Here is an 18,393-nt window from a genome sequence, read left to right on the forward strand (position 1 = left end):
AGAAGAGAGCACACGATGACCGACACCGCTGTCGCCGAGCCGACCACCGCGTCCGACACCCCCGCCTGGGACGACCCGCAGCGCCCGGTCCCGGACCTGCGCACCGAGCTGCCCGGGCCGCGCACCCAGGAGGTGGTGGCGGGCGATCAGGCCGTGACCAGCCCCTCGCTGCCCCGCGCCTATCCGTTCGCGCCGCGCCGCGCCCGCGGGTGCCGCATCGAGGACGTCGACGGCAACCTCTTCCTCGACTTCAACGCGGGCATCGCGGTGAACTCCACCGGCCACGCCCACCCCGAGGTGGTGCGCGCGGTGCAGGAGCAGGCCGCGGACCTGCTGCACTACTCCGCGAGCGACTTCTTCCTGCCCGTCTACTCGCAGATGTGCCGGGCGCTCGCGCAGACCGCGCCCATGTCGGAGCCGGTCCGCGTCTTCCTCACCAACTCCGGTGCCGAGGCGGTCGAGGGCGCCCTCAAGCTGGCGCGCTACGCGACCGGGCGGCCTTACGTCATCAGCTTCTACGGCGCCTTCCACGGCCGGACCATGGGCGCGGTCTCGCTGACCAGCTCCAAGCCGAAGTACCACAAGGGCTTCGGGCCGCTGCTCCCCGGCGTCGTCCACGTGCCCTACGCCGACCCGGCGAAGGTGGCGGCTGGTGCCGATGCCGAGGACACGGCGACGTTCGACGCGCTGGAGACGATCTTCCGCCACGACGTGGATCCGCGAGAGGTCGCCGCGATCTTCGTCGAGCCGATCCAGGGCGAGGGCGGCTACATCGTGCCCGGCGAGGGCTGGATGCGGCGGTTGCGCGAGCTGTGCGACGAGCACGGGATCCTGCTCGTCGCCGACGAGGTGCAGTGCGGCATGGGGCGCACCGGCACCATGTGGGCGATCGAGCAGACGGGCGTGGAGCCGGACATGCTGCTGTCGGCCAAGGGCATCGCCTCCGGTCTGCCGCTGGGCGCCTTCATGGCCAAGGCCTCGCTCATGGAGAGCTGGGGCGTCGGCACCCACGGGTCGACCTACGGTGGGAGCCCGGTGCCGTGCGCGGCGGGCCTGGCGACGCTGCGCGTCATCGAGTCCGAGGGGCTGCTGGAGCACGCACGGACCGTCGGCGACCGGCTGCTGGCCGGACTGCGCGAGCTGCAGGCTCAGCATCCGCAGGCGATCACGGACGTGCGCGGCGTCGGTCTCATGATCGGCGTGGAGTTCGCCGACAGCGCGCTCTCCGCCGCGGTGCAGCAGGCCGCCTTCGAGCGCGGCCTGCTCGTGCTCGAGGCGGGCGAGACCGTCGTGCGGATGTCGCCGCCGCTCGTCGTGACCGCCGAGGAGGTCGAGACCGGTCTGCGCCTGTTCGGCGAGGCGGTCGCCGCGGCCGCCTCAGACCGGTGACGAGGATGATCCGCGGGTGAGCGCCCGCCACGTCTTCAGCCGCGGCGGTGCCGACCGCGTCGCCATCGACCACGGCGAGGGCGCGTGGCTGATCGACGTCGAAGGGCGCCGCTACCTCGACGCCGCGGGCGGCGCCGTCGTCGTGGGCATCGGTCACGGCGTCACCGAGGTGGTCGAGGCGGCCGCCGCCCAGGCATCCCGGGTCGCCTACGTCCACGGCTCGGCGTTCTCGACGCCCGCGCTGGAGGAGTATGCCGAGGCGCTCGCTCCGCTGCTGCCGATAGACGGGGCGCGGATCTACCCGGTTTCCGGGGGCAGCGAGGCGGTGGAGTCGGCGCTGAAGATGGTCCGCTCCTACCACCTCGCCCGTGGTGAGGACCGGGACGTCGTCATCGGTCGGAAGGGTTCCTACCACGGCAACACCCGGGGTGCGCTCGACGTGTCCGGGCGGCCGGGCCTCCGGGCGCCCTACGAGCCCTGGCTGTCCGTCGCCCGGCACACCACGACGCCGTACGAGTACCGCTGCGCCTACCCCGAGGACCACCCCGACGGCTGCTCGACGCGGCACGCTCTGGCGCTGGAGGCGCTGGTTGAGCAGATCGGGCCCTGCAGGGTCGCGGCCTTCGTTGCGGAGCCGATCTCGGGCGCGGGCCTGGGGGCGTGCGTGCCGCCAGCGGACTACTGGGCGCGGATCGTGGAGGTATGCCGTCGCCACGGGATCCTCGTCGTCGCCGACGAGGTGATGACCGGGTTCGGGCGGACGGGGGCGTGGTTCGCCAGCGAGCACTTCGGGCTGCGGCCCGACGTCCTGGTGGCCGGCAAGGGGACCGCCTCGGGCTACTGGCCCCTGGGTCTGGCGGTCGCCAGCGGTGCGGTGCACGACACGTTGCGCGAGGGCGGCTTCGTCCACGGCTACACCTACTCCCACCACGTCGTCGGCGCCGCCACCGGGCTGGCGGTGCTGCGGGTCCTGCAGCGTGAGGGCCTGGTCGAGGCCTCCGCCCGGCAGGGGGAGCGGCTGCACGCGGCGCTGCGCCGGGAGCTCGCCGACGTGCGCGTGGTCGGGGACGTGCGGGGCCGCGGCCTGCTGCAGGCGGTGGAGCTGGTCGCCGACCCGGCGACCCGGGAGCCCTTCGAGCGCAGCGAACGCGTCACCGAACGCGTGCTGGAGGCCTGCCGGGAGCAGGGGGTGCTCGTCTACCCGGGCACCGGCTGTGCCGACGGACGGCGTGGTGACCTGCTGCTGCTCGGCCCGCCGCTGGTGGTCACCGACGACGAGGTGGACCGGATCGCCGCCGGGGTGGCGCAGGGCATACGTGACGTGCTCGGCGATGTCGGTGCCGGCGGCTAGCGTTCGGTCCATGTCCTGCCTGTTCTGCCGCATCGTCGCCGGTGAGGAGCCCGCGCACGTGGTCCTGGACCGTGAGCACGTGGTGGGTTTCCTCGACGTCCGTCCGGTCTTCAAGGGCCACGTGCTCCTCGTCCCGCGCGAGCACGTCGACACCCTGACCGAGCTGCCGGACGCCCTGGTCGAGCCGTTCTTCGCCACGGTGCGCGAGGTCGCCGCGGTCGTGCGCGACGAGCTCGGCGCGCAGGGCACCTTCGTCGCGATGAACAACACCGTCAGTCAGTCGGTGCCGCACCTGCATGCGCACGTGGTGCCGCGGACGAAGGGGGATGGTCTCCGGGGCTTCTTCTGGCCTCGGGTGAGGTATGCCGACGGTGAGGCCGCGCGGTATGCCGAGGAGCTGAGGGCGGCTCTGAGCTGAGGCGGCGCGGTCAGGGTCCCTCCTCCCCGCGCAGGGCCGCGACCTCGGCCCGCAGCTCGCGCACCTGCTCGGTGAGCTCGGTCACGTCGGCGGCCGTGGCGGGCTGACGCGTGGGGTCGGGCTCCTCGATCCGCTCGATCAGCCAGGACGCCAAGCTGGCGGTGACGACGCCCAGCAGGGCGATCCCACACAGCATCAGGCCGACGGCGAAGAGGCGGCCCTCCGTGGTGACCGGGGCGAAATCGCCGTAGCCGACGGTCGTCACGGTCACCATCGACCACCACACGGCGTCCGGCCAGGTGGTGATGCTCGCGCCCGCGGCGTCCCTCTCGGCCTTGAGCACGGCGAGGGAGGAGATGAAGACGACCATGCCGCTGGCGGCGACGACGTAGAGCACCACGTGCCCCCGGAGGCGGTCCCCGGCGGCCTGGTGCAGCAGGGACAGGGCGGCGATCAGGCGCAGCGGACGCAGCGCGGGCAGGGCGACGGCGGCGAGGTCGATCGGGTGCTTGCGGACGAAACCCCACCGGTCCGGCGCGACGAGGAGCCGGTAGCCGTAGTCGACGAGGAAGGCGACCCACACCGCGTCCTGGACGATGACGCAGGTGCGGCGCACCCCCACCGGCAGGCTCGGGTCGATGATCGGGACGGCGAAGGCCACCAGGAAGACGAAGGCGAGCACGAGCATCGGCGTCTGGGTCCGCGACTCCCACCGTTCCAGCCGGTTCATGCCGCCATCCTCCCAGGCGCGCGCCCGGGGCACGGAGCGCGGCCGGGGCGCCGCCTCCTGCGCCCGGCCCGGCCGCGGGTCCGTCGGTGCCATCGGGGAGGGTAGGGCCATGTTCGCGCTCGACGGTCGTCGGCTGGTGTGGAGCCCGTCCGACCTCGGGGCAGCGCTGGACTGTGAGTTCTCCTTCCTCCGCGGTCTCGACGCGCAGCTCGGGTGGGCCGAGCCGCCCGCCACCGCACCCGATCCCATGGGGGAGCACCTGGCCGCGCTCGGGCAGCGGCACGAGGACGAGCTGCTCGCGGCCTACCGGGAGCAGGGCGAGGTGCTCGAGCTGGCGCGACCGCCGTGGCCCCCCGACGCTCGACGGGCTGCGGGAGTCGGCACAGGCCACCGTCCGGGCGCTGCAGGGCCCGGCCCGGACGCTGTCCCAGGCCTGCGTGTTCGACGGGGAGATGCTCGGCTTCGCCGACGTCGTGGAGCGGGCCGAGGACGGCTGGCGGGTGTGCGACGCCAAGCTGGCCCGCTCGGCATCGGCCCGGGCGCTGGTCCAGCTGGGTGCCTACGCCGAGCAGCTGCGCGGGCTGGGTGTGTGGACCTCGGTCACGGTCAGCCTGCTGCTGGGTTCGGGGGAGCGGCTCGACGTCGCGACCGCCGACGTCGCCGGGGTGCACGGCAGGCAGCGGGAGCAGCTGCGCGCCACCGGGCTGCGCACCGTCGCCGACCTCGCCCGGGCGACCGAGCGGCCGCCGGACATGCCTGCGGAGACCTTCGAGCGGCTGCGGGCCCAGGCGGCGCTGCAGGCGGGCACCCCACCCGGGGAGGCGGCATACGCCCTGCTCGGGACGGCCTCGTCGACCCTGGCCCTGCTGCCGGCACCCAGCGAGGGCGACCTCTTCTTCGACTTCGAGGGCGACCCGCACCACCACGAGGGGGACCGCTCCCGGACCGGGTTGCAGTACCTCTGGGGGACGACCGACACGGCGGGCAGCTACACCGCGGTGTCGGCGCACTCGTTCGCCGAGGAGCGTGCGGCCTTCGTGGCGTTCGTGGACGACCTGGGTGCACGCCGTCTACGGTGGCCGGACCTGCACGTCTACCACTACGCGCCGTACGAGACGTCCGCGCTCAAGGCGATGGCCATGCGCTACCAGGTGCGTGAGGAGGAGCTCGACATCCTGCTGCGCGCGGAGGTCTTCGTCGACCTGTATGCCGTCGTCCGCGGCTCGGTGATGACCTCGGCGCCGTCCTACAGCATCAAGGCGCTGGAGCCGCTCTACATGGGTGCCGAGCTGCGGTCCGAGGACGGCGTGGTCAGCGGCGACGCGTCCATCCTGGCCTACCACGAGTTCCGGCTCTGGGCGCAGGAGGACCCGGAGCGGGCCATGGAGCGGCTGGACGCGCTCGCCGACTACAACGCCTACGACTGCCGGTCGACCCTGGGGCTGCGCGACTGGCTGCTGGAGCGGGCGCAGGTGGCTGGTGTCCGTCACCTCGTCGTGCCGCGCGCCCTCGACGACGAGCCCCGGGAGGCGGCGCAGGAGCAGGACGCCCTCATGGCGGCGCTGACCGCGCGCTCCGGGCCCGACCTCCCGGCCGCACCCGCCCTCGATCTGCTGGCCCGTCGGCCGCCGCGGCTGCTCGGGCGGGAGGCGCTGCCGCACTCGGGTGACGTGGTCGAGGACGTCGTGTCGGCGCTGCTCGCGCTGGACCGCAGCTACCTCGCCATCCAGGGTCCGCCCGGCACCGGCAAGACCTACACCGGCTCGCTGGTGATCCGACGGCTCGTCGAGGAGCACGGCTGGCGGGTCGGGGTCGTGGCGCAGTCGCACGCGGTGGTGGAGAACGTCCTCGGCGGCGTCGTGGACGCCGGCCTGGACCCCGAGCCGGTCGGCAAGTCGAAGAACGAGACGCCCGACCGTCCCTGGGTCGACGTGACGGACACCGTCGGTGGCCGGGCGGCCTTCCTGGAGGACCACCGCGGGACCGGGTGCGTGCTCGGCGGGACGGCCTGGACGTTCTCCCACCTCGACCTGGTCCAGCCGGGTGGGCTGGACCTGCTCGTCGTGGACGAGGCCGGGCAGTTCGCCCTCGCGCCGACCATCGCGGTGGGCGCTGCGGCAGCCCGTCTGCTGCTGCTCGGCGACCCGCAGCAGCTGCCGCAGGTCAGCCAGGGCACGCACGCGGAGCCGGTGGACGAGTCGGCGCTGGGATGGCTGATGCACGGCGAGCCCACGCTGGACCCGGCGCACGGGTACTTCCTCGAGCAGACCTACCGCATGCACCCGGCGGTCACCGCGACCGTGTCGGAGCTGGCGTATGCCGGTCAGCTCGGGTCGGCGGCGCCGGCCGCTGCCCGGTCGCTCGACGGGGTGGAGCCCGGGCTGGAGGTCGTGCGGGTGGCTCACGCAGGCAACCGCAGTCGCCGGAGGAGGCCGCCGAGGTCGTCCGCCAGGTGCGGGCCTACCTCGGCGCGGCCTGGGAGGACCCGGCAGACCCCACCACGCCCCGGCCGCTCGGTCCCGCTGACGTGCTGGTCGTGGCGCCCTACAACGCTCAGGTGGTGCTCATCCGCGGCGCGCTCGAGGAGGCCGGGCTCGACGGGGTCCGGGTCGGCACGGTCGACGGGTTCCAGGGCCAGGAGGCGGTGGTCGCGATCCTGTCGATGACCGCGTCCTCGGCCGCCGACGTGCCGCGCGGCATGGGCTTCCTCCTCAGCCGCAACCGGCTCAACGTGGCGATCTCCCGCGCGCGGTGGAGGGCGGTGCTCATCCGCTCCGAGGCCCTCACCGCCCACCTGCCCTCGAGCGCCGACGCGCTGCTGCATCTCGGTGCCTTCGTCGCCCTGTGCGACGCCGGTGCCTCGCGCGCTGACGGCGACGGCGGGCGGGCCGGGTGAGCGTAGGGCGCTACGGACCCCTGACCGCGCGCGCCTATGACCTGCTGTCCGGTGAGCCGGTCTATGTCGTGGGCCGACGCCTCGCGATCCCCGCGCTGGGGCTGCGGCCGGGGGAGCGCGTGCTGGACGTCGGCTGCGGGACCGGGCTCAACCTGTCTGCCCTTATGCACGACGTTGGGTCCGACCGGGCTCGTGGTGGGGCTGGACCGCAGCGCCGCGATGCTCGGGCGCGCCGGCCGGCGTCGGACCGGGAGCCACGATGGTCGCCTGCGCCTCGTGGAGGGCGATATGACAGACCCGAGGGCGCTGGTGGAGGCGGCCGCAGGACACGCGTTCGACGCCGTGCTCTTCACCTACTCGCTGTCGCTCGCCCCCGACGCCGGCCAGGCGTGGCGCGCCGTCCGCGACGTGCTGCGGTCGGGGGCACGCGTCGGCGTGGTCGACATGGCCCGTCCCACGGGGAACGCGGCCTGGGCCTCGCCGCTCGCCCAGGCCGCGTGCTGGCTCGGCGGCGCCGACATCGACGCCCACCCGTGGACCGTCGTCGAGCCCGACTTGAGTGGCACGAGGTCCTGGAGCCGCTGGGGCGGGCACGTCCGGGTCTGCGTCGGGACCTGGGGTGGGTGAGGGGCGACGCCGTCGGCCGTGGGCCGGGCGCGGTGCCGCCGCGTTCCGGCTGAGCCGACCGGACCAGGTGCTGCTCGTCCTCGTGGTCGCGGCGGTCGGCTGGCTGGCCGGATCGAGGGGTGCGTCGACCGAGCAGGGATCGACGCTGGCCGGGTGGCTGGCCGGGGCCGGCGGTGCGCCCTGTGGTGCCGGGTTGGCGCCTCTCGGCGTCCTGATGGCGGCTGCCTGTGTGCTCGCCGTGGCGGTGAGCGTGCATGCCGTCAACGAGTTCGCGGACGCCGCCACCGACGCCCGCACCGTGCGGACACGCTTCTCCGGGGGCAGCGGCGCGCTCGCGGACCACGGGCTGCCCGCGGTCTTCGCCCTGCGGGTCGCTCTGGCTGCGGGCGGTGCCGCGGTGGTCGAGGTCGGGGTGGGGCTGGTGACCGGGTGGGTGAGCGGGCTCGTCGCGGTGCTCCTTCTCGTCGGGCTCGTCGGGGGATGGACCTACTCGGTGGGGCCCTGGCCCTGGTCGCGGCACGGCTGGGGCGAGGTGGTCAACGCGGTGCTCGGCGGCCTGCTGCTTCCGGCGACCGGGGCCGTGGTCGCCGGGGCGCCGCTCGGCTGGTCCGTGCTGGTCTTCGTGCCCTTCGCGCTGCTGACCTTCGTCAACCTGCTCGAGACCCAGTGGCCGGACCGCGAGGCCGACTGGTCCGTCGGCAAGCACACTCTCGCCTCGAGGCTGTCCGCGCCGGTGCTGCGACGCGCCGGCGCAGTGGCGATCGTCGCGGCATACCTGGTGAGCGTGGTCGTGCACCCCTGGCCGGTGGCAGCCGCCGGCCTGCTCGTCGCGCCGCTGTCGGTGTATGCCGTCGCCCGCCTCGGGCACGGCGCGCCCGGCCCGTCGGTCGCGGCCATGGTGCTCTTCCTGCTGCTGCACGGTGCCGCCTGGGTGCTCGCCTGAGCTCCCCCCGACGGCTCCGTTGCCGGGCGGACGCGTCGTCTGGACTGGTCTTGCGACACGCAGCACGCTCGGCGCGAACTCGAGGTCGGGTGGCGCCAACTGAGGTTCGCTGATCGGGCGGCGTCCCCGGGGCAGGGGAGTCCGCGCGGGGCCTCCCCGGTTGCGGGCGCCGCTCCCCGGTCTCAATCTTCCCGGGTCCATCACCCACCCACGTGAATCCCCGTTCCCTGAGGTGGGAGAACCAACCTGGCGGCCCTCGTGGCCTGGGAGCCCGGACAGCTCAATCGGATGACGTGAGGCCCCCGATGTTCGCACCGGGCGGTTGCCTTGCAGTCCGCTCACGCAACCACCTAGTGGTGCCAGCAGCCATGCCCCGCGACTTGGGCGTCTGGTGCACGGGGACCACGATCAGCGAAGCCTCACCCTCCAGGGACCACTTGATGGCGTGATAGACCGCTGACAGCGATTCGGTGCTGTCCACGGCGACCAGCCCAGGCGCCACAAGCCGAGCCTCGTGCCACGGCCCCTCCAGGTCAGGCAGCTCCTCCGAGGTCCACGCGAGATACACAGTCATGCCTTCATCTTTCATGACGTGTACGGATTCTTCTTGGCGTGATGCCTTCGCGCCCGCGCGGCAGCCTGACGGCACACCGGCCGCCCGCACCCAGCTCATGTCCGCTCGAGCCGCCGCGAGAGGTAGGGAGCGGTCGCGCTGCCCTCGGCCCTCGCGATGTCGGCCGGCATGCCGGTCGCGACAACCCGACCGCCGGCATCTCCTCCGCCCGGACCGAGATCGATGACCCAGTCCGCGGTGAGCGCGCTGGAGCTCGGTGGCGAGCTTGATGCGCTGTGCCTCCCCGCCGCTGAGCTCGGTCGCCGGCTGTCCAAGTCGCAGGTAGCCCAGACCCACCTCGCGAAGCGTCTGGAGGCTGCGTGCGGCGGCCGGTACGTCGGCCAGGAACGTGGCGGCGTCGTCGACGGACAGGTCGAGGACCTCCGCGATGCTCTTGCCGCGGTAGGTGATCTGGAGCGTCTCGGGGTTGTAGCGATCGCCGTGGCACGTTGGGCAGGAGCGTAGGTGCCAGGCAGAAACAGTAGCTCGACGGAGACGAATCCCTCGCCCTGACAGGTCTCGCAGTGGCCCCCGGCGACGTTGAAGGAGAAGCGGCCGGCGCCGTAACCGCGGGCCCGGGCCGCGTCCGTGGCGGCGTACACCTTCCGCACGGCATCGAACATCCCTGTGTACGTCGCGAGGTTGGACCGCGGCGTCCGGCCGATCGGGCGCTGATCGACCAATACCAGTCGGTCGAACGACTCACGAGCAGTCGGGTCCTCGGCCAGGACTTGGGTGACCAGGGTCGACTTGCCGGACCCGGACACCCCGGTGACGGCGCTCAGCACGCACAGCGGGATATCGACAGACAGGTCGCGCAGGTTGTGGCGATGTACGCCGGTCAGTCGCAGCCAGCCCTGCGGGGCCCGCGCATCGTGCACGAGCCGCTCAGCGCGACCGAACAGGTAGGCGCTGGTGACCGACTCAGTCACGTCCTCCAGCCCGCGACAGGGCCGCTGTGAAGCACTCGACCTCCGACCTCGCCCGCACCCGGGCCGATATCGACGACCCAATCTGCTCGCGCGGACACTTTCGTGGAAACATAAAGGCCCTGACCAGCGTTTGTGCTGGTCAGGGCCTCTCTTCGATCAGATGTCGAAGTACAGCTCGAACTCGTGCGGGTGCGGCCGCAGGCGCACCGGCTGGATCTCGTGGGCCCGCTTGTAGTCGACCCAGGCGCCGAGCAGGTCCTCGGTGAAGACCTCGCCCTCGGTGAGGAAGGCGTGGTCGTCCTCGAGCGCCTCCAGCACCTCAGGCAGCGAGGTCGGGAGCTGGGCGATGTCGGCCATCTCCTCCGGCGGCAGCTCGTAGAGGTCCTTGTCCACCGGCTCCGGCGGCTCGATCCGGTTCTTGATGCCGTCCAGGCCGGCCATGAGCTGCGCCGAGAAGCACAGGTAGGGGTTCGCCGACGGGTCCGGCACTCGGTACTCCACACGCTTGGCCTTCGCCGAGGCCCCGGTGATCGGGATGCGCACGCAGGCCGAGCGGTTGCGGGCGGAGTAGACCAGGTTGATCGGCGCCTCGAAGCCGGGGACCAGGCGGTGGTAGGAGTTCAGCGACGGGTTGGTGAAGGCCAGCAGCGCGGGGCCGTGGGCCAGCAGACCACCGATGTACCACCGGGCGATGTCGGACAGGCCGCCGTACCCGTTCTCGTCGTAGAAGAGCGGCTCGCCGTCCTTCCAGAGGCTCTGGTGCGTGTGCATCCCCGAACCGTTGTCGCCGAAGAGCGGCTTGGGCATGAAGGTCGCGGTCTTCCCCGCGGCCCAGGCGGCGTTCTTGATGACGTACTTGAACTTCATCAGGTCGTCGCCGGAGTGGAGCAGTGTGTTGAACTTGTAGTTGATCTCCTGCTGGCCGGCGGTGCCCACCTCGTGGTGCGCCCGCTCCACGTCCAGCCCGACCTGCGCGAGGTCCAGCACCATCCTGTCCCGGATGTCGGCGAAGTGGTCGACGGGAGGCACCGGGAAGTACCCGCCCTTGAACCGAGGCTTGTAACCGCGGTTGCCGCCCTCCTCGGAGCGCCCGGTGTTCCACGCCGCCTCGATGGAGTCGATGTGGTAGTAGCCACCGCTCGGGCCGGTCGCGAACCGCACGTCGTCGAAGACGTAGAACTCCGCCTCCGCACCGAAGTAGGCGGTGTCCGCGATGCCCGTGGACCGCAGGTGCTCCTCGGCGCGCCGCGCGATCTGTCGCGGGTCGCGCTCGTAGGGCTCGTCGGTGAAGGGGTCCACGATCGAGAAGTTCATGATGAGCGTCTTCTCGGCGCGGAAGGGGTCCAGGTATGCCGTCTGCGGGTCCGGGATGAGCTTCATGTCGGACTCGTGGATCGACTTGAAGCCTCGGATCGAGGACCCGTCGAACATCTGGCCGGTGTCGAAGGCATCCTGGTCGAACGACTCCGCCGGGACGTTGAAGTGCTGCATGACACCGGGCAGGTCACAGAACCTGATATCGATGAACTTGACGTCCTCATCCTTGATGAAGGCGAGCACCTCGTCGGCATTGCTGAACATTCCAGTTCCTCCTGTCGCGGACCAGGCGATGACTCGGGGTTTCGGGGTCCGGTAGCCACCAACCTACAAAGACGCGGTTTCCGCAGGGTCACTCGGGTGTTACGCCCGTGTTACACCCCGGTATGCCTGTGCGTGCGCTCGTTCGTCAGCGCCCGTTCCTTTCTGGCCGCTTCCTGCTCGCGCCCGGTGCGGGCGGCACTACGTGCCGGTGGGACCGTGCGCTCGTGCGTCAGCGCCCGTTCCTTTCTGGCCGCTTCCTCCTCGCGCGCCGCGTGGGCGGCACTGCGTGCCGGTGGGACCGTGCGCTCGTGCGTCAGCGCCCGCGAAGCGCGCGGCGGCTCGCACGCGGCGGCCGCGTGGGGTCCATGCCCGCCGGGATCGCGGGCTTGTTGCGGCTGCCGAGCGCCTTCATCCGCTGCTGCACGACGAGCGCCTCGTCGTTGCTCAGCGCCTTGGGATACTTCCGGATCGTCTTGACCACCTGGCTGAGCTGCGTCTGACCCTCGCCCTTGCCCACGACGATGGTGTGCACCGGGACCTCCTCGCCGACGACCCGGCCGACCTTGCGCGACTCCGCCTTGGCCAGCCGCTGGGCCGAGCCCCTCGGTCCTTCGGCGATGAGCACGACACCGGGCCGACCAACGGCCCGGAAGACCATCGCCGCGTTGTGCAGGTCCCGCATACCCCGCACCTGACCACCGGACTCGGCCGCGACCGGCTCCTGGTCGTAGTACCACCCGCGGCGCAGCTGCTGCAGGATCGCCGCAGAGGCACCGGGCTGTCCCTCGATCTGGGAGAAGGCGGCTCGCTCGGCCCGCCGGCCCAGGATGATGACCGCCGCCAGGAGCGCCAGCGGCACGCCGATGATGAGGCAGTAGACCACCTGGTCCAGCCACAGGCCCACGAGCACGGCCGCCACGAGCACCGCGAGCGCGGCCAGGGCCATCCACCACACCGCGGCCGGGTCGGCCTTGCGGGTCATGGAGAAGACCTGGCGCACCTGGGCGATCCGCCCGGGGTTGTTCGGATCCTTCGGCTTGCGGTTGCGGCCGAAGCGACGCTTCTTCGGCTCGGGCGCGGTGGTGGTGCTCGACATGGCGATCAGGATACGCGGGCGGTGGCCAGCTTCTGCTCCGCCGCGGCGACGAGCGAGGCCGCCTCCTGCCGCGCCGGGACGTCGGCCTCGGCCTGCTGCCGCAGGTGGGACAGGTGCTCGGGCACCTCCCGACCCCAGCGGCGCATCGCCTGGGCGTAGAGCTTGCCCGCGCGGTAGGAACTCCGCACCAACGGGCCGGCCATGACTCCCTTGAAGCCGATCTCCTCGGCGCGGTCGGACCAGTGCACGAACTCCTGCGGCTTGACCCACCGATCGATGGGGTGGTGCAGCTTGGAGGGCCGGAGATACTGCGTGATCGTGAGGATGTCGCAGCCGGCGTCGTGCAGGTCCCGCATCGCCTGGTCGATCTCCTCCTCCGTCTCACCCATGCCGAGGATGAGGTTGGACTTGGTGACCAGCTCGTTGTCGCGCGCCATCGACAGGACACGCAGCGACTTGTCGTAGGTGAAGGCAGGACGGATCTTCTTGAAGATGCGCGGGACGGTCTCCAGGTTGTGCGCGAAGACCTCGGGGCGGGCGTCGAACACCTGCTGCACCAGCTCGGGCACCGCGCCGAAGTCCGGGGGCAGGATCTCCACGCCGGTGGTCGGGTTGAGCTCGTGCACCTTGCGGATCACCTCGGCATACAGCCAGGCGGCGCCGTCCTTCTGGTCGTCGCGGGCGACGCCGGTGATGGTGGCGTAGCGCAGCTCCATGGTGCGGATCGACTCGGCGACCTTGCGCGGCTCCTCCAGGTCGAGCGGCAGCGGCCGACCGGTGGAGATGTCGCAGAAGTCGCAGCGGCGGGTGCAGATGTCACCGCCGATGAGGAAGGTCGCCTCGCGGTCCTCCCAGCACTCGAAGATGTTGGGGCAGCCGGCCTCCTGGCACACCGTGTGCAGGCCGCCGCTCTTGACCATCGAGTGCAGCTCCTGATACTCCGGCCCCATCTTCGCGGTGGTCCGGATCCACGACGGCTTGCGCTCGATGGGGGTCTCGGCGTTGCGCGCCTCGACGCGCAGCAGACGGCGTCCCTCGGGTGCGACGGTCACTGGTGCTCCCTCTTGATCGGTTGGTTGCCTGGTGGGGCAACGCTGCACACCCTCAGGGTATGCCCGTGCCCCGGTCGCGCGGACCGCGGCCCGTTCAGGCCTGAGGCGTCGCGCTTTGGTGCCCGGCGGTCAGTCGACGTCGGAACGCACGAACCGCCACAGCGCGAGGATGACGAAGATGCCGACGATGACGCTCAGGGTGAGCAGCCCGTCCTCGAAGCTGAGCGACTGCTGCACATCGCGACACTCTCCGTTGGGCGGGCACACCCAGGTGGTCCACTCGGTGCCGTCGCCGACCACGGCCATGACGTTGCGGCCGAGAGTCCATCGGGAGAAGGTCGGCAGCAGGCCTGCGGCCATGCCCTCGATCGTGACGGCGTAGGCCAGGACGAGGCCGACGACGGCGGCGCTGTGCCGCACGAGGAAGCCCAGTGCGGCGCCGAAGACTCCGGCGACGCCCCCGAGCAGCAGCACGCGCACCGCCGTCCAGACGATCGCGCCCCAGCCGATGTCGCTGACGTTGTCGTCGATGCCGTGCCAGCGGAAGACCGCCGGCACCCCGATGAGCACGAGCGTGACGCCGAGGGCCACGATCGGGAGCGCGGCCAGACCGGCCGAGAGGACCTTCGAGGCATACACCTGGAGCCGCCGCGGCACGAAGGTGAGCCAGGAGCCCATCGTGCGGTGGCTGAACTCCGCCGCCACGTGGGTCGACCCGAGGACGAGCACGACCAGCAGCAGGGGGACGGCGATGACCTCGAGGAGCTGCTCGTACTGCGCCTGGAGCGAGGGCAGCACGCCGTAGAAGTTCTCCGGCGTGGGCTCCTCCATGTATTCGCAGCCGAAGTCGATCTCCTCCCCGGTGCGCCGGCGCTCCGCCTCCTCGTCCTGCAGGCACATGGCCAGGTCGGCCTCGCCGTTCTCCTCCCAGTAGCGGACCTGCTCGTTGAAGATCGCGTCGGCACCGGCGCGGGCCCGCTCCAGCTGGGCCGCCTGCTGGTTGACGAACCACACGGCGGCCAGGCTGATGAGGGCCGCACCGATGAGGGCGAGCAGGAGGACCCGCCGCGAGCGCAGGCGCTGCAGCTCGACCCGGAGCAGGCGCATCATGCCGCATCACCGGGCAGCGGCCCGATCTGGCTCGGCAGGGCGTCGTCCTGGGTGAGCTCGAGGAAGATCTGCTCCAGCCCTCGTCGGCTGGGCACCAGACGCTCGACCCACAGTCCATGCCCGGCCAGGAGCCGGGTGATCTCGGCCGGCTCGGCGCCCGTCACCGTGAGCAGCCCCGACTGCTCGGCGGCGTCGGCCTCCTGCAGGGCGTCGGCGGCGTCGGTGCCCTGGGGCCGGGCCATCCAGTCGACGGTGAACCCTTCCTCGCGCAGGACCCGGGCCGCGGCGCCAGGGTGCGCGACGCCGACCTCGACGGTCTCGCCGCCGGCGCCGATGAGGGCCGCCACCGATCCGTGGGCCAGCACCCGCCCGCGACCGATGATCGAGACGGTGTCCGCGATCTGCTCGACCTCGGACAGGATGTGGCTGCTCATGAGGACGGTCCGTCCGTCGTCGGCGAGGCGCCGCATCGTGCGTCGGATCTCGTGGATGCCGGCCGGGTCCAGGCCGTTCGTGGGCTCGTCGAAGATGAGCAGGTCGGGCGACTTCAGGAGGGTGGCGGCGATCGCCAGACGCTGCTTCATCCCGAGCGAGTAGGACCGGAAGGTGTCCTTGCCCCGCGTGCCGAGCCCGACCTCCTCGAGGACCTCGCCGACGCGCGAGCGTGGGGTGCCGATCGCCTCGGCGAGCAGCACGAGGTTGCGCTCGCCGGTGAAGGAGGGGAAGAACTTCGGCGACTCGACGATCGCGCCCACCCGGTCGACCACCTGGGGGAGCCGCCCCGGCACCGGCGTGCCGAAGATCTGCATCGTGCCGGCGTCGGCGCGGATGAGCCCGAGCAGCATGCGGATCGTCGTGGTCTTGCCCGACCCGTTGGGGCCCAGAAAACCGTGGACCCCTCCTGCGGGCACGTCCAGGTCCAGCCCGTGCACCGCCACGCGGCGGCCGCGGACGGTGCGGTAGGTCTTGCGGAGTCCACGCGTGCTGACGGCCAGCCCCTCGTCAGCGACGACCTGGTCGCTCATCCTGCTCCTGTCTGCCGACCTCCGGTGGGCGGCCCCTGTCGCAGGGACCAGTCAAGCGTGGCTATGTCGCGAGCAGCGGAAGTGTTGCAGCGTGTCCCGAGATCGTCGGTGTGCGGGTGGGCCTCAGCGCGCCGCCGCGGGCGCCAGGAGCTGCTCCAGGTATGCCGTCGCGAGCGGGAGCGCCTCGGCGACCGTGACGTCGCGGCCCAGCTCCGCGGACAGCGAGGTCACCCCGGCGTCCGCGATGCCACAGGGGATGATCGCGTCCGCCCACCCGAGGTCGCAGTCGCAGTTGAGGGCGAAGCCGTGCATCGTCACGTCCTGGCTGACTCGGATCCCGATGGCGCCGATCTTGCGCTCCGGGCGACGGTCGTCGGCCGGCAGCCACACCCCCGAGCGCCCCTCGACCCGGACGGTGTCGACCCCGAGGTCACGGCATACCCCCATCATGACGTCCTCCAGACGCCGCACGTGAGCCACGACGTCGACGGGGGAGGGCAGCCGCACGATCGGGTAGCCCACGAGCTGCCCCGGCCCGTGCCAGGTGATCTTGCCGCCGCGATCCACGTCGATGACCGGTGTGCCGTCCAGCGGCCGCTCGTGCGCCTCGGTGCGCTTGCCCGCGGTGTAGACCGCGGTGTGCTCGAGCAGCAGGACCGTGTCCGGCAACTCGCCGGCCACGACCCGGGCATGGACGTCGCGTTGGTGCTCCCACGCCCGCAGGTAGTCGACCGTGTCGGGGGCGAGGCCGAGGTGCTCGAAGCGCATGGAGACACTGTAGTCGCCGCCCCTGGGTGACCTGTGGACAACTTCTGCGGGCCGACGCCGGATCGCGGGAGGCTGGCCGCATGGACGCTCCCGAGCTGCCCGGATACGACATCCTCGGCCCGTTGGGCGTCGGCGGCAGCGCCGAGGTCTGGCGGGCCCGACGACGCGCGGACGGGCTGGCGGTCGCGCTCAAGGTCGTGCATCCGGCACGCGGCGACGTCGAGGCAGCCCTCGCGGAGGCGGGTCTGCTGGCCGGCGTGCGGCATCCGCACGTGGTGCACCTCTACGACGTGCTGCCGCTGCCCGACCCCGAGCACGGTCGCGCCCGGCAGGTCGCGCTGGTCACCCAGCTCGCAGCCGGTGGCTCGCTGGCCCAGGTGCTGGCCCACCGGCACCTGCTGTCGCCGGGCGAGGTCGTCACGGTGCTGCACCCGGTCGCGTCCGCGCTGGCCGAGCTGCACCGGTGCGGTGTGGTCCACGGCGACCTGTCGACCGGCAACATCGTCTTCCGCAGCGACGGTATGCCGTTGCTCGCCGATCTCGGCGCGGCCCGGGTGGTCGGCGAGGAGGCGCTGCGCGGCGTCGGCACCGGGGCCGCCGACGGCATGGTCGCACCGGAGGTGGTCGAGGGCTTTCCCGCGACCCGGGAGTCCGACGTCTACCAGGTCGGGGCGCTGGCCTGGCTCTGCCTCGTCGGTGCGCATCCGGGGCCCGGCTTCGACCGGCGGCCGCTGGCCGAGGTGGCCCCCGACCTGTCACCGGTGGTGGTGGACCTGGTGCAGCGCTGCGTGGCACCCCAGCCGGAGGACCGCCCGGACGTCGACGAGGTCGGTGCCGCCCTGCTGGAGGTGGCGGCGCCCGAGCCGGTGGAGGTGGCGCCCGACGCCGACCCGGCCCACGGCGTCACCCAGCGCCTGCGCCAGGTCGCGCTGTCCGACGACGCGGAGCAGCCGCCGCGACGCAGGTGGTGGCAGCGCTCTCGCCGCGATCCCGTGCCCCAGGAGGAGCGGGCTCGGGAGAGGCGCCCTCGGGGTGCCCACCGGGCGCGGCGGGGAGAGGCCTCATCGACAGCGCGAGACGGCCGCGCGGCCACGGAGAGGGCCGAGGGCGGCGAGGCCGAGGTCGGGCGGCCCCTCGTCGTACGTGGGGTGACCGGGGCGATGGCGCTCGCTGCGGTCACCATGCTGGCGGTCGTGCTGTGGCCCACGGCCGACCCCGCCCCTGCCCCTCCTGCACGGACCGCCCCGTCGGTCGTCGAGCCTGACGCCGGGGCGGATGACGCCGAGGGGTCGCGCGACGCGGCGGGGGCGACGGGCGGCGAGGCAGAGCAGGACCTCACCTCCGCGTCCTCCTCGGACGTGGCGGCGGCACAGACCCCTGACGCATCCGCGAGCGACGGCGACGACACGGTGCTGGGAGTTCAGGTGCAGGCGCTGCTCGACCGTCGCGCGGCCGCCTGGCGAGCCTCCGACCCCACGCTGCTCGAGGGGGTGGTGGCTGCCGGCTCGGAGGCCGAGTCGAGCGAGACAGCCCAGCTGGAGGCTGCCGCTGCGACGGGAACGACCTACGGCGAGGTCACCTTCGACCTGGTCGAGCTGGAGGTGCTGCAGGAGCACCGGGACGCGCTGGAGGTGGAGGCGGTGATCGAGCGGTCGCCGGTGGACGTCAGCCGCGGGGGAGAGGTGGTGCTGGAGCAGCCGGCGCACACCGACCGCGTCCGGCTCGAGCTCGCCCGCTCCGACGACGGCTGGCTGCTCTCCGCCTGGGGATAGCCCTTCCACCGGGCACCGCTCGTGGTTGCCCCAGACCCGACCGGGCGTCGCGCGTGGTTGCCCTACATACGCCGGGCGTCGCGCGTGGAG

The 18,393-nt window shown here is 72.3% G+C and carries 14 protein-coding genes and 2 pseudogenes; 8 read left to right on the forward strand and 8 right to left on the reverse strand.

The features are described 5' to 3' along the window. The first annotated feature begins 15 nt into the window (after positions 1 to 15). The 3 genes from AC5PYY_RS10150 to AC5PYY_RS10160 are packed head-to-tail and all read left to right on the forward strand — an operon-like array spanning position 16 to position 3,158. Positions 16 to 1,389: an aminotransferase class III-fold pyridoxal phosphate-dependent enzyme gene (locus tag AC5PYY_RS10150; protein ID WP_493896697.1), complete on the forward strand. Its 1,374-nt coding sequence runs from the start codon at positions 16 to 18 to the stop codon at positions 1,387 to 1,389. A 16-nt stretch (positions 1,390 to 1,405) separates the two neighbouring features. Beyond that, positions 1,406 to 2,740, forward strand: a complete 1,335-nt coding sequence (locus AC5PYY_RS10155) for an aminotransferase family protein (RefSeq protein ID WP_493896698.1) — start codon at positions 1,406 to 1,408, stop codon at positions 2,738 to 2,740. A 10-nt stretch (positions 2,741 to 2,750) separates the two neighbouring features. Next, positions 2,751 to 3,158 (forward strand): HIT family protein, encoded by a 408-nt coding sequence (locus AC5PYY_RS10160; protein WP_075819490.1) that lies wholly within the window; start codon positions 2,751 to 2,753, stop codon positions 3,156 to 3,158. 10 nt (positions 3,159 to 3,168) lie between these two features. On the opposite strand, the gene AC5PYY_RS10165 is transcribed toward AC5PYY_RS10160, so the two are convergent. After that, a complete protein-coding gene (locus AC5PYY_RS10165) occupies positions 3,169 to 3,981 on the reverse strand; it encodes a potassium channel family protein (protein ID WP_493896699.1) in 813 nt (270 codons plus the stop codon). 359 nt (positions 3,982 to 4,340) lie between these two features. Between AC5PYY_RS10165 and AC5PYY_RS10170 the strand changes: the two are divergent. The 4 genes and pseudogenes from AC5PYY_RS10170 to AC5PYY_RS10185 all read left to right on the forward strand — a co-directional run. After that, positions 4,341 to 6,008: pseudogene (locus AC5PYY_RS10170) on the forward strand (TM0106 family RecB-like putative nuclease); the annotation flags it as partial. Positions 6,009 to 6,097: 89 nt separating this feature from the next. Further along, the gene (locus tag AC5PYY_RS10175) at positions 6,098 to 6,784 is read left to right on the forward strand and encodes an AAA domain-containing protein (protein ID WP_493899358.1); all 687 of its coding nucleotides are present in this window, start codon (positions 6,098 to 6,100) and stop codon (positions 6,782 to 6,784) included. Between the two features lie 63 nt (positions 6,785 to 6,847). Then, entirely contained in the window at positions 6,848 to 7,411 is a 564-nt protein-coding gene (locus AC5PYY_RS10180) for a class I SAM-dependent methyltransferase (RefSeq protein WP_493896700.1), read from the forward strand. Beyond that, positions 7,404 to 8,354, forward strand: a complete 951-nt coding sequence (locus tag AC5PYY_RS10185) for a prenyltransferase (protein ID WP_493896701.1) — start codon at positions 7,404 to 7,406, stop codon at positions 8,352 to 8,354. Before AC5PYY_RS10180 ends, AC5PYY_RS10185 begins: the two co-directional genes overlap by 8 nt. A gap of 669 nt (positions 8,355 to 9,023) precedes the next feature. Here the strand turns inward: AC5PYY_RS10185 and AC5PYY_RS10190 are convergent. The 7 genes and pseudogenes from AC5PYY_RS10190 to lipB all read right to left on the reverse strand — a co-directional run. Further along, positions 9,024 to 9,997, reverse strand: a pseudogene (locus tag AC5PYY_RS10190) (ATP-binding cassette domain-containing protein); the annotation flags it as partial. Positions 9,998 to 10,055: 58 nt separating this feature from the next. Then, positions 10,056 to 11,480: a type I glutamate--ammonia ligase gene (glnA, locus tag AC5PYY_RS10195; RefSeq protein ID WP_493896702.1), complete on the reverse strand. Its 1,425-nt coding sequence runs from the start codon at positions 11,478 to 11,480 to the stop codon at positions 10,056 to 10,058. A gap of 313 nt (positions 11,481 to 11,793) precedes the next feature. Further along, the gene (locus AC5PYY_RS10200; RefSeq protein WP_493896703.1) at positions 11,794 to 12,576 is read right to left on the reverse strand and encodes a DUF4191 domain-containing protein; all 783 of its coding nucleotides are present in this window, start codon (positions 12,574 to 12,576) and stop codon (positions 11,794 to 11,796) included. A 5-nt stretch (positions 12,577 to 12,581) separates the two neighbouring features. Further along, positions 12,582 to 13,628: a lipoyl synthase gene (lipA, locus tag AC5PYY_RS10205; RefSeq protein ID WP_493896704.1), complete on the reverse strand. Its 1,047-nt coding sequence runs from the start codon at positions 13,626 to 13,628 to the stop codon at positions 12,582 to 12,584. A gap of 129 nt (positions 13,629 to 13,757) precedes the next feature. Further along, positions 13,758 to 14,738 (reverse strand): hypothetical protein, encoded by a 981-nt coding sequence (locus AC5PYY_RS10210; protein ID WP_493896705.1) that lies wholly within the window; start codon positions 14,736 to 14,738, stop codon positions 13,758 to 13,760. Further along, positions 14,735 to 15,763, reverse strand: coding sequence for an ABC transporter ATP-binding protein (locus tag AC5PYY_RS10215; RefSeq protein ID WP_493896706.1), 1,029 nt, complete (start codon positions 15,761 to 15,763; stop codon positions 14,735 to 14,737). The genes AC5PYY_RS10210 and AC5PYY_RS10215 overlap by 4 nt, the downstream gene beginning before the upstream one ends. Positions 15,764 to 15,886: 123 nt before the next feature. After that, entirely contained in the window at positions 15,887 to 16,531 is a 645-nt protein-coding gene (gene lipB, locus AC5PYY_RS10220; RefSeq protein WP_493896707.1) for a lipoyl(octanoyl) transferase LipB, read from the reverse strand. Positions 16,532 to 16,611: 80 nt separating this feature from the next. On the opposite strand from lipB, the gene AC5PYY_RS10225 reads away from it, so the two are divergent. Then, complete coding sequence (locus AC5PYY_RS10225) at positions 16,612 to 18,303, forward strand: serine/threonine-protein kinase (RefSeq protein WP_493896708.1); 1,692 nt, start codon at positions 16,612 to 16,614, stop codon at positions 18,301 to 18,303. Positions 18,304 to 18,393: the final 90 nt, after the last annotated feature.

This window comes from Serinicoccus sp. JS2-9 (assembly GCF_059025165.1).

Bases quoted from the DNA above. Each gene is read 5' to 3' on its own strand.
- AC5PYY_RS10150 (WP_493896697.1), top strand. From the start codon at position 16: ATGACCGACACCGCTGTCGCCGAGCCGACCACCGCGTCCGACACCCCC.
- AC5PYY_RS10160 (WP_075819490.1), top strand. From the start codon at position 2,751: ATGTCCTGCCTGTTCTGCCGCATCGTCGCCGGTGAGGAGCCCGCGCAC.
- AC5PYY_RS10165 (WP_493896699.1), bottom strand. From the start codon at position 3,981: ATGGCACCGACGGACCCGCGGCCGGGCCGGGCGCAGGAGGCGGCGCCC.
- AC5PYY_RS10175 (WP_493899358.1), top strand. From the start codon at position 6,098: ATGGCTGATGCACGGCGAGCCCACGCTGGACCCGGCGCACGGGTACTT.
- AC5PYY_RS10180 (WP_493896700.1), top strand. From the start codon at position 6,848: ATGTCGTGGGCCGACGCCTCGCGATCCCCGCGCTGGGGCTGCGGCCGG.
- glnA (WP_493896702.1), bottom strand. From the start codon at position 11,480: ATGTTCAGCAATGCCGACGAGGTGCTCGCCTTCATCAAGGATGAGGAC.
- AC5PYY_RS10200 (WP_493896703.1), bottom strand. From the start codon at position 12,576: ATGTCGAGCACCACCACCGCGCCCGAGCCGAAGAAGCGTCGCTTCGGC.
- AC5PYY_RS10210 (WP_493896705.1), bottom strand. From the start codon at position 14,738: ATGATGCGCCTGCTCCGGGTCGAGCTGCAGCGCCTGCGCTCGCGGCGG.
- AC5PYY_RS10215 (WP_493896706.1), bottom strand. From the start codon at position 15,763: ATGAGCGACCAGGTCGTCGCTGACGAGGGGCTGGCCGTCAGCACGCGT.
- lipB (WP_493896707.1), bottom strand. From the start codon at position 16,531: ATGCGCTTCGAGCACCTCGGCCTCGCCCCCGACACGGTCGACTACCTG.
- AC5PYY_RS10225 (WP_493896708.1), top strand. From the start codon at position 16,612: ATGGACGCTCCCGAGCTGCCCGGATACGACATCCTCGGCCCGTTGGGC.